Here is an 8,122-nt window from a genome sequence, read left to right as displayed (position 1 = left end):
CTGACGAAGAACAGGAGCGAAAAGAACCAAAAAATCGCCCAAAGCACACACGAAAACGGATACATCAAGCCAAGAAATACTTTTTGGAGAAATTCAAAACAGCTTCTTAATAAGAGCCCGATTTCTATCCCTACTGCCAAACAAAAAATGCGGAAGAACTCCGACACCCGATTAACGATAATCTTTGTGTCACCGTGCTTCCGCATTCTATTTATTGCGTATAAAGCTGCAGCCTATTTGCAATTACCGGTACAACGTGGTTTGATTTGTTTAAAGAAATCATTTCCCTTGTTATCCACCAGAATAAATGCCGGGAAGTCTTCTACTTCAATCTTCCAAATAGCTTCCATACCCAGTTCTGGATATTCCACACACTCGATGCTCTTGATGTTGTTCTGTGCCAGGATAGCAGCAGGACCACCGATAGAACCCAAATAAAAACCTCCGTGTTTCTTGCAGGCATCGGTTACAGCCTGGCTACGGTTTCCTTTAGCAAGCATAATCATACTACCTCCATGACTCTGGAACAAATCCACATACGGGTCCATACGTCCTGCTGTAGTCGGTCCCATTGAGCCACAAGCCATTCCTTTCGGGGTCTTTGCCGGACCAGCATAATAAATCGGATGGTCTTTGATGTATTGCGGAAGGTCTTCACCTCTATCCAGACGTTCTTTCAACTTGGCATGAGCGATATCACGTCCTACGATAATCGTACCGTTCAATGACAGGCGGGTTGCTACCGGATATTTGTCAAGTTCGGCAAGAATTTCTTTCATCGGACGGTTCAAATCTATTTTAACCGCATTTCCTTCTCCTGCCTGACGCAATTCTTCCGGAATCAGTTCGCCTGGATTCGAATCCAGCTTTTCAATCCAGATACCGTCTTTGTTGATTTTACACTTGATGTTACGGTCGGCCGAACAAGACACTCCCAAGCCTACCGGACAAGAAGCACCATGACGAGGCAAACGGATAATGCGTATATCGTGTGCATAATACTTACCACCGAACTGTGCACCCAATCCAATATTATGAGCTTCTTCCAATACTTTCTTTTCCAACTCCACATCGCGGAAAGCGCGTCCGTATTCATTGCCCGTAGTAGGCAGGTTGTCGTAATAATGGGTAGAAGCCAATTTCACCGTAAGCAAATTCTTTTCGGCAGAAGTACCGCCAATGACAAAAGCGATATGATAAGGAGGACAAGCCGCAGTACCCAGCGTTTTCATCTTTTCTACCAGGAACGGAACCAACGTAGCAGGATTCAGAATTGCCTTGGTTTCCTGATACAAATAGGTTTTATTAGCAGAACCTCCACCTTTGGTTACGCACAAGAATTCATATTCCATACCTTCGGTAGCCTCAATATCGATTTGCGCCGGAAGATTGCAACGGGTATTCACTTCTTCGTACATGCTGAGTGGCGCATTTTGCGAATAACGCAAGTTGTTTTCGGTATAAGTCTTATACACTCCCAGTGACAATGCTTCTTCGTCGCAATAACCGGTCCATACCTGCTGGCCTTTTTCTCCGTGAATGATTGCCGTACCGGTATCCTGGCAGAAAGGCAATACACCTTTGGCAGCCACTTCGGCATTGCGCAAGAATGTCAGTGCTACATACTTGTCGTTTTCGCTTGCCTCGGGGTCGTGCAAGATTTTTGCCACTTGCTCGTTGTGTGAACGGCGCAACATAAATGAAACATCGTGGAAAGCGGCATTTGCCATAGCTGTCAGACCTTCCTTTTCCACTTTCAGAACAGGTTTTCCCTCAAACTCGCTTACAGAAACATAATCTTTTGTAAGCAGATAGTATTCAGTAGTATCCTTACCTTTTTCGAACATCGGCTGATACTTGAATTCTGGAGTTGTTGCCATAATCGATAAGATATTAATTGTTAGTTATTACGTGTGAGCAAAGTTACAAAGTATTATTGAAATATTTCCTTAAATAAACGAGTTTTTCAAGTTTCTACAAAAAGTTTTTCTCGTCTTGATGTTTCCGTTTTCAAAAGAGTTTCTGAAATTCACTCGCTTGCCCGAAGCAAGTCTTTCATCAGCACATCGGTTCCTGGGAAACCGGTGTATTGGTCTTGCAGCTTGCCATCATAGCTGATTACCAGATAACCCGGTATGGCTTTTATGCCATACGTCTGACACAGGTAATCCCATTGTTCTTTTTTCAGGCGATAATGTACTCCTTTGATATCCGTAATAGCCGTCTTCCACTCAGCTTCAGGTGAAGAAGGTCCGGTCAGATAGATATACACGATATCTTTCGATGCCAGTTTTTTCTTTAAATCGCGAATGGCAAACATGCTCTTCCGGCACGGTCCGCACCATGTTGCCCAAAAGTCTATCAAGACAGCTTGTCCCCGGTAAGAAGAAATGATAGACGGCAGAATATCCGCCCCCGATACATTCTTGTCCAGTTCGGCTATCACAAAACTCTTGTTCGATTGTGCCAAAACAGCTTGCGCTTCAAGAGCCTCAGCCCTTTCCTTGACATATTTCTGAATTTCAGGCTGAGTTATGGTTTTCATCAGCTTCTTGTCATCGGAAGAGAACCTATGTTCTTTCACAAAGTTCTGATATACCTCACGTGCTTTCTTCACGTCTTCCCACAAGTCTACCACCTGTCCTTTATCGCGCTCCATATATTCCAGGTATGTGGTATAGTCGTATCCGTAACGGAAATAGGGCGACTTCACGATACCCGGCATCGCTCCTTTTTTCCCCAGTACTACCAGTTCATTCATTTTCAAGTTCAACAAGACATACTGACGATAAGCTTCTCCCACTTTTTTATCATCCTGTAAATTACGCTCATACCTGTCGTAATGTCCTTTTACGAATTCATTGAACTTGTCTGCCGACTGCTCAGAAGCCATGAACTTAAAATCCGGGTCTTCTTCCATTGATAACGGATAGCCCCACGTAGCCAACTCATCATTCAGGTTCGCCATACTTCCATCGAACCATGCCTTTTGCTGTTGTCCGTACTTTTCCTTCAACAGGTGGGAAGCCGACATGCTCAACCGAGGCAGATGGATATATACCGTAGTTTCTTCGCCCGGCACAAGGAACATATCCAGTTGTGCTTTGTTTATCTGCAATTTGGCTCCCCCTGCCAACAACAAGTCGGTTTCGATATGGAAAGAACCATCCTGACGTATACGCACGGTTTGCCCCCACTCATTATAAAACAACCAGTCGGAATGCCGAAAGACAACTTCCAATTCCATCGAGGGGTTGTAACCCAAGATATAACCGTTGATAACCGCCTTGCCCGATTTCAATTGAGGCTGAGGCAAAGTGCGGCTTTGTTCGAAACGTCGAGTCTGTAAGAAACTGGGTACGTATACATACGGCTCTATTCCCGTCAGCTGTACTCCATAAATGGTCCACCCCTCGTCTTTTTCCACAAAATCTACTGTATGTATACCCTGGGGTATCGGAGCAAACGACAAGATAATATCCATTTTTCCAGAATCCGGAATCCGTTCGGGAACCGTTTTCCCATCGATAGACACATGAGCAGCCTCGCGCAAAGGAAACTCTTGCTTGCCACTCCGCAAACAGGTATTCGATGAAATGACCGCCACTTCACCCGGCCTGCCATACAAAACAGCATCTACCTGTGTCTGTTCATCGGTCTGAATGATTTTCTTGATTTCTATCTTCGACGTGGTAGCAGTCACAAAACAGGGATTGGTAACATCTCTTTTCCGATAATTTTCAGCCTGTGCCGTCAAGGCAATACAGCCCAACAAACACAATATCCAGACATACTTTTTCATAATACACTCCTCCTTATCTTTATTCATACATCACGCTTCATTTTCATTCAACAGTCCCTTGAGCCTGTCAATCAATTCATTGCCCAAGGCTGTCTTAACCTTGATGTGTTCCAGAACCGCCGTTACAAACGGATTGCTTTCGAACGCCCCCCTCACTTGTTCAAAGTCAAGCTGTTGTTCCGTCTTGCTTCCATCGGCACCGAAGCCTGTCATCGAAGTCAATGAAAACTCCTTTTGGGCATCTTCGTATACCATCCGGTCCAGCCACACCACAGACTCTTGCCATTGCCGTACGATAGCCACAATATCCCGGGCAGTCACCTTGTCGGCCTCCAGATGATAAAAGTCCAACATTTTCTCGTAAGCCCATGTCCATTCATACGTATAATAACAGGCATGCATTTCGGCAAAACGCTCGTGCATCTGCTTCACCGTGCACAATGTTCCAGTCTCGATTTCACTCATCACCCGTTCTATCTCGCTCTTAGGTGCTATCAGTCCCGAGACGTCCACCCATTCGCCCTTTCCTATGGATGTATCGGGCACAAGACGTTGACGGATTTCCTCGTCGCTCCGGAAACGAATGTTTTCAAGCCGCTTGATGACCGAATTTCCCAAGAACTTATGAATGGCAGTTTCGTAAAACCTGATTCCCTTGTTCAAGGCCGAGTTCTTGATTTTGGCACTTTGGTATGCATAAGTTTCCGATGTTTCGCCCGATACTCTTTCCAGTTCTTTCAGGATTTCACGCCCCTTCATCATTTTCTGAATGGTGTACGGGCTGAGCAAGTTGTAATTAATCTGGTCCAGCTTCATCGGGTCTTTGCGCAAATCACGTTTCGGCCACTTCTGCGCATCGCGAATGGTTCCTACACTCCGTAAGTTAACTCCAGGAACCAGATAAGTCGTATTCTTGTCCTCTATCAGATAAGAGAAAGGAAGATTGGACGTATCCGGATGATTGACATGGCGACCCATTACCAAAGAAAAGGCTCCGATGCGTGCCGGCCACAAGACATACGAATCGGAAGTGGTTTTTGCACCACGCTCCAAAGCACCTTGGTGAATCGGTCCCAGCTTATACATGTGATTGCTCTGGTTAGACCCAGAGCCTGCATTCATAAACGAAAACATTCCTGCTATCAACAGGGTCGACTTATGATGTGTCACCGTAAACGGTCCGGCAAAAATGGCACATGCTTCGCCGTTTTCTTCTTGACAATTGCTGAAGAAAAGTGAGTCGGATGCCGAATAGTTGTGCCCCATCCGGCAGGCTTGCCCCACAAAACAACGGGTTATCATCGTACCGTCTTCGATGTGGGCACCGCTCGACACGATGAAATCATCACATACCACACCATATCCGATATGTACCGGGTCAGCAGCATTGCTATTGATGGAACCATTTTTCAACCGCCCGGCCCCTTCTATTTCACAACAATCACCGATACGTACATTCTTGATGTACCCAGCATTGACAATTGTCACATGGTTTCCGATGGTTCCCCGCTCGGAGGCATGTTCTTCGGCGTATCCCTCTATTACCGCTTTCATACGCTCTATCAACAACGGCCGGTGCCGGTACAATGCCATAATATATGCCTGATGTGCGGAAAGATGGTCGTGTATCACCACCTCACGCCCTCCAGTTTCATTCAGTACAGAAACCTCCACGCCATTGCCGAAGCGCGATTTCTTGTCCACCAAAATGATGTCGACATTCTCGATAAACGTCGATTCTCCGATATCATAATTGGCTATATAATTCTTTACGTTCTCTATCAGGCAATTGTCGCCTACCGTTACATTGTGCAATACCACGTACGACAGTCCGGCATGCTTGCGTACCCCTCCAGCCAACTGGAACTCACCCTCGAACACTCCCAGGCGTATCTTCCCCGAGAAACGGGCGTGATGTACATGTGCGGTAGTAAATCTTTCCGCCACCTGCACCTCGTTCCAGTCAGCAGCTGTACAAGCCTGTGCTTCCAGCCTGCCGATTTCTTCTTTTGTCAGCGAACGATAGGTATTCATAAGCTGCTCTCCTCATCGTAAGTCTGGTAAAGAAAATCATTGTACGGATACTTCTGCACATGCAGTTCCCTTACCTTGTTATATAATATTTTCTTCAACTCCTCCAGATTGGTCTTGTTTCTGGCAGAAATGAAAATACAGTTATCATTCAGTTTTGCCATCCAGGTATGCATCAGTTCATCCAGTGTAATATTCTCCTTGGTTTTCGGGGTCAGGTCGTCTTCGGCTTTCTGTACATACGTATAGGCATCTATCTTGTTGAACACAATCATCGTAGGCTTACCGCCTGCCCCCAGTTCGGCTATCGTCTTGTCCACCACCTGTATCTGTTCCTCGAAGTCGGGATGCGAGATATCCACCACATGTACCAGCAAGTCGGCTTCGCGCACTTCATCCAGCGTCGACTTGAACGAATCGACCAAATCGGTAGGCAATTTACGGATAAACCCTACGGTATCCGAAAGCAAGAAAGGCAAATTATCAATAATCACTTTGCGCACAGTCGTGTCCAGCGTTGCAAAAAGTTTGTTTTCGGCAAACACTTCACTCTTGGCTAGCAGGTTCATCAGCGTAGATTTACCCACGTTGGTATATCCTACCAACGCGACCCGAATCAGCCTGCCGCGGTTCTTGCGCTGGGTAGACTTCTGTGTATCAATCTCCGCCAGACGCTGTTTCAGCAGCGACATACGGTTCAAGATGATACGGCGGTCCATTTCCAGCTGCGTTTCACCCGGTCCGCGCAGCCCTACCGAGCCTTTACCTCCTCCTGCACCGGAACCACCCCCCTGGCGTTCCAAGTGTGTCCATAACCGTTGCAGGCGTGGAAGCATATATTTGTATTGTGCCAGTTCCACCTGTGTCTTGGCATTGGCTGTCTGCGCCCGCATAGCAAAGATATCCAGAATCAGCGAAGTGCGGTCCAAGATTTTCACTTTCAATTCATTCTCGATATTCCTTATCTGTTTGGCAGACAACTCGTCATCGAATATGACCATCCCGATTTCGGTCTCTTCGTTTTCGTTCTGTTCTTGCAAATACGCCTGTATTTCCTGTAGTTTTCCTTTTCCAACGTAAGTTACCGAATTGGGCGTGTCTAGCTTCTGCGTGAAACGTTTTACCACTTCCGCACCTGCCGTTTCGGCAAGAAAAGCCAGTTCGTCCAGGTATTCATTGGTTTTTCGCTCGTCTTGCGACTGGGTTATCAACCCCACCAGCACAGCCTTTTCGGTCTGTGCTTCAGATATTACAAATTCTTTCATCCAGCTTCTTATTTCAATCAACGCAAATATAAAGAGATTTTCTATATAAACAAAGTACTGACGGAACCTTATAAAGACAAAATTCTTTTATTTTAGAAACTATTTTGAATTTCTACAAAAAGTTTTTCTTGGCTTGATGTGTTCGTTTCGTGTGTGCACGATAAATTCAAAACAGTTTATTGCCTGACGAAATTTCGTAAATATTCGAACCAATGCCTACTGACTACCGCCTTTCCGGATAGTATCATTGCAAGATGCAGCCGGTTGCAGAAGCCTGCGGATATAGGTGCATCGGCAAACGCATATAGGTTCATCCGCTGTAAGATTATTAATCTTCAGGCTGCAAGATTATTAATCTTACAAGCGGAAGATTATTAATCTTACACCAGACGAAGCTATCTGCGTGAGAAAAGAAGAAAATAACAACAGCCTTTTAAATCATCTGAATATGATAAAATACAGTTTATACTTTGCACGGTATAAGTGCCAGCATTACCGGCCTATGCCCGATTATTCCTCTGCAGAGAGCAACAACTGACAATCGACAATATCAAGCCAGCGACCGAACTTAAATCCGACCTCCTGAAAACGTGATACCTGTACGAAACCCAGATGTTCGTGCAGGAGAAGACTGGGATGGTTGTCGGCTGTAATACAAGCTATCAGCGAGTGAATGCCGGCTTGTCTGCAGTCGTCAATAAGACGGTTCATCAGGCGTGTGCCGATGCCTTTGCGCTCTTCACCCGGAGCAACATAAACCGTAGTTTCGAGGGTACGGGCATAGGCTGCCCTTTCTTTCCACAGATGGGCATAACAATATCCTGTGACTTGCCCGCCAGACTCTTCGACATAATAGGGATAACGGGAAGAGATGGAGAGAATGCGATTGCGTATTTCTTCCTCGCTTACAGGTTCCAGTTCGAAAGTAGAGGTAGTATGCTCGATATAATAATTATAAATGCCGGCTATGGCACGTGCATCTTGAAGGGTAACTTTTCTCATCTGTAGGTTATTGTTTATTGCT

Annotated in this window: 5 protein-coding genes; all 5 read right to left on the bottom strand. The window is 45.7% G+C overall.

The genetic code is table 11. From position 1 onward, the window contains the following. Window positions 1-233: 233 nt before the first annotated feature. The 5 genes from B5F71_RS01445 to B5F71_RS01425 all read right to left on the bottom strand — a co-directional run bounded on the left by B5F71_RS01445 (window position 234) and on the right by B5F71_RS01425 (window position 8,100). Window positions 234-1,880: a fumarate hydratase gene (locus B5F71_RS01445; RefSeq protein WP_022041320.1), complete on the bottom strand. Its 1,647-nt coding sequence runs from the start codon at window positions 1,878-1,880 to the stop codon at window positions 234-236. A 149-nt stretch (window positions 1,881-2,029) separates the two neighbouring features. Continuing rightward, entirely contained in the window at window positions 2,030-3,802 is a 1,773-nt protein-coding gene (locus B5F71_RS01440) for a TlpA family protein disulfide reductase (RefSeq protein ID WP_087207259.1), read from the bottom strand. A 30-nt stretch (window positions 3,803-3,832) separates the two neighbouring features. Continuing rightward, the gene (locus B5F71_RS01435) at window positions 3,833-5,836 is read right to left on the bottom strand and encodes a DUF4954 family protein (RefSeq protein ID WP_087207257.1); all 2,004 of its coding nucleotides are present in this window, start codon (window positions 5,834-5,836) and stop codon (window positions 3,833-3,835) included. Beyond that, window positions 5,833-7,098, bottom strand: a complete 1,266-nt coding sequence (hflX, locus tag B5F71_RS01430) for a GTPase HflX (protein ID WP_022041317.1) — start codon at window positions 7,096-7,098, stop codon at window positions 5,833-5,835. The genes B5F71_RS01435 and hflX overlap by 4 nt, the downstream gene beginning before the upstream one ends. 510 nt (window positions 7,099-7,608) lie before the next feature. Continuing rightward, complete coding sequence (locus B5F71_RS01425) at window positions 7,609-8,100, bottom strand: GNAT family N-acetyltransferase (protein WP_022041316.1); 492 nt, start codon at window positions 8,098-8,100, stop codon at window positions 7,609-7,611. Between the last annotated feature and the right edge of the window lie 22 nt (window positions 8,101-8,122).

Origin of the sequence: Bacteroides sp. An269, from assembly GCF_002159755.1 — a bacterium.
Taxonomy (GTDB): domain Bacteria; phylum Bacteroidota; class Bacteroidia; order Bacteroidales; family Bacteroidaceae; genus Phocaeicola; species Phocaeicola intestinalis.
This window is presented reverse-complemented; position numbering and strand designations above follow the sequence as displayed.

Coding starts and splice junctions, on each gene's coding strand:
- B5F71_RS01440 (WP_087207259.1), bottom strand. CDS start 3,802: ATGAAAAAGTATGTCTGGATATTGTGTTTGTTGGGCTGTATTGCCTTG.
- B5F71_RS01435 (WP_087207257.1), bottom strand. CDS start 5,836: ATGAATACCTATCGTTCGCTGACAAAAGAAGAAATCGGCAGGCTGGAA.
- hflX (WP_022041317.1), bottom strand. CDS start 7,098: ATGAAAGAATTTGTAATATCTGAAGCACAGACCGAAAAGGCTGTGCTG.
- B5F71_RS01445 (WP_022041320.1), bottom strand. CDS start 1,880: ATGGCAACAACTCCAGAATTCAAGTATCAGCCGATGTTCGAAAAAGGT.
- B5F71_RS01425 (WP_022041316.1), bottom strand. CDS start 8,100: ATGAGAAAAGTTACCCTTCAAGATGCACGTGCCATAGCCGGCATTTAT.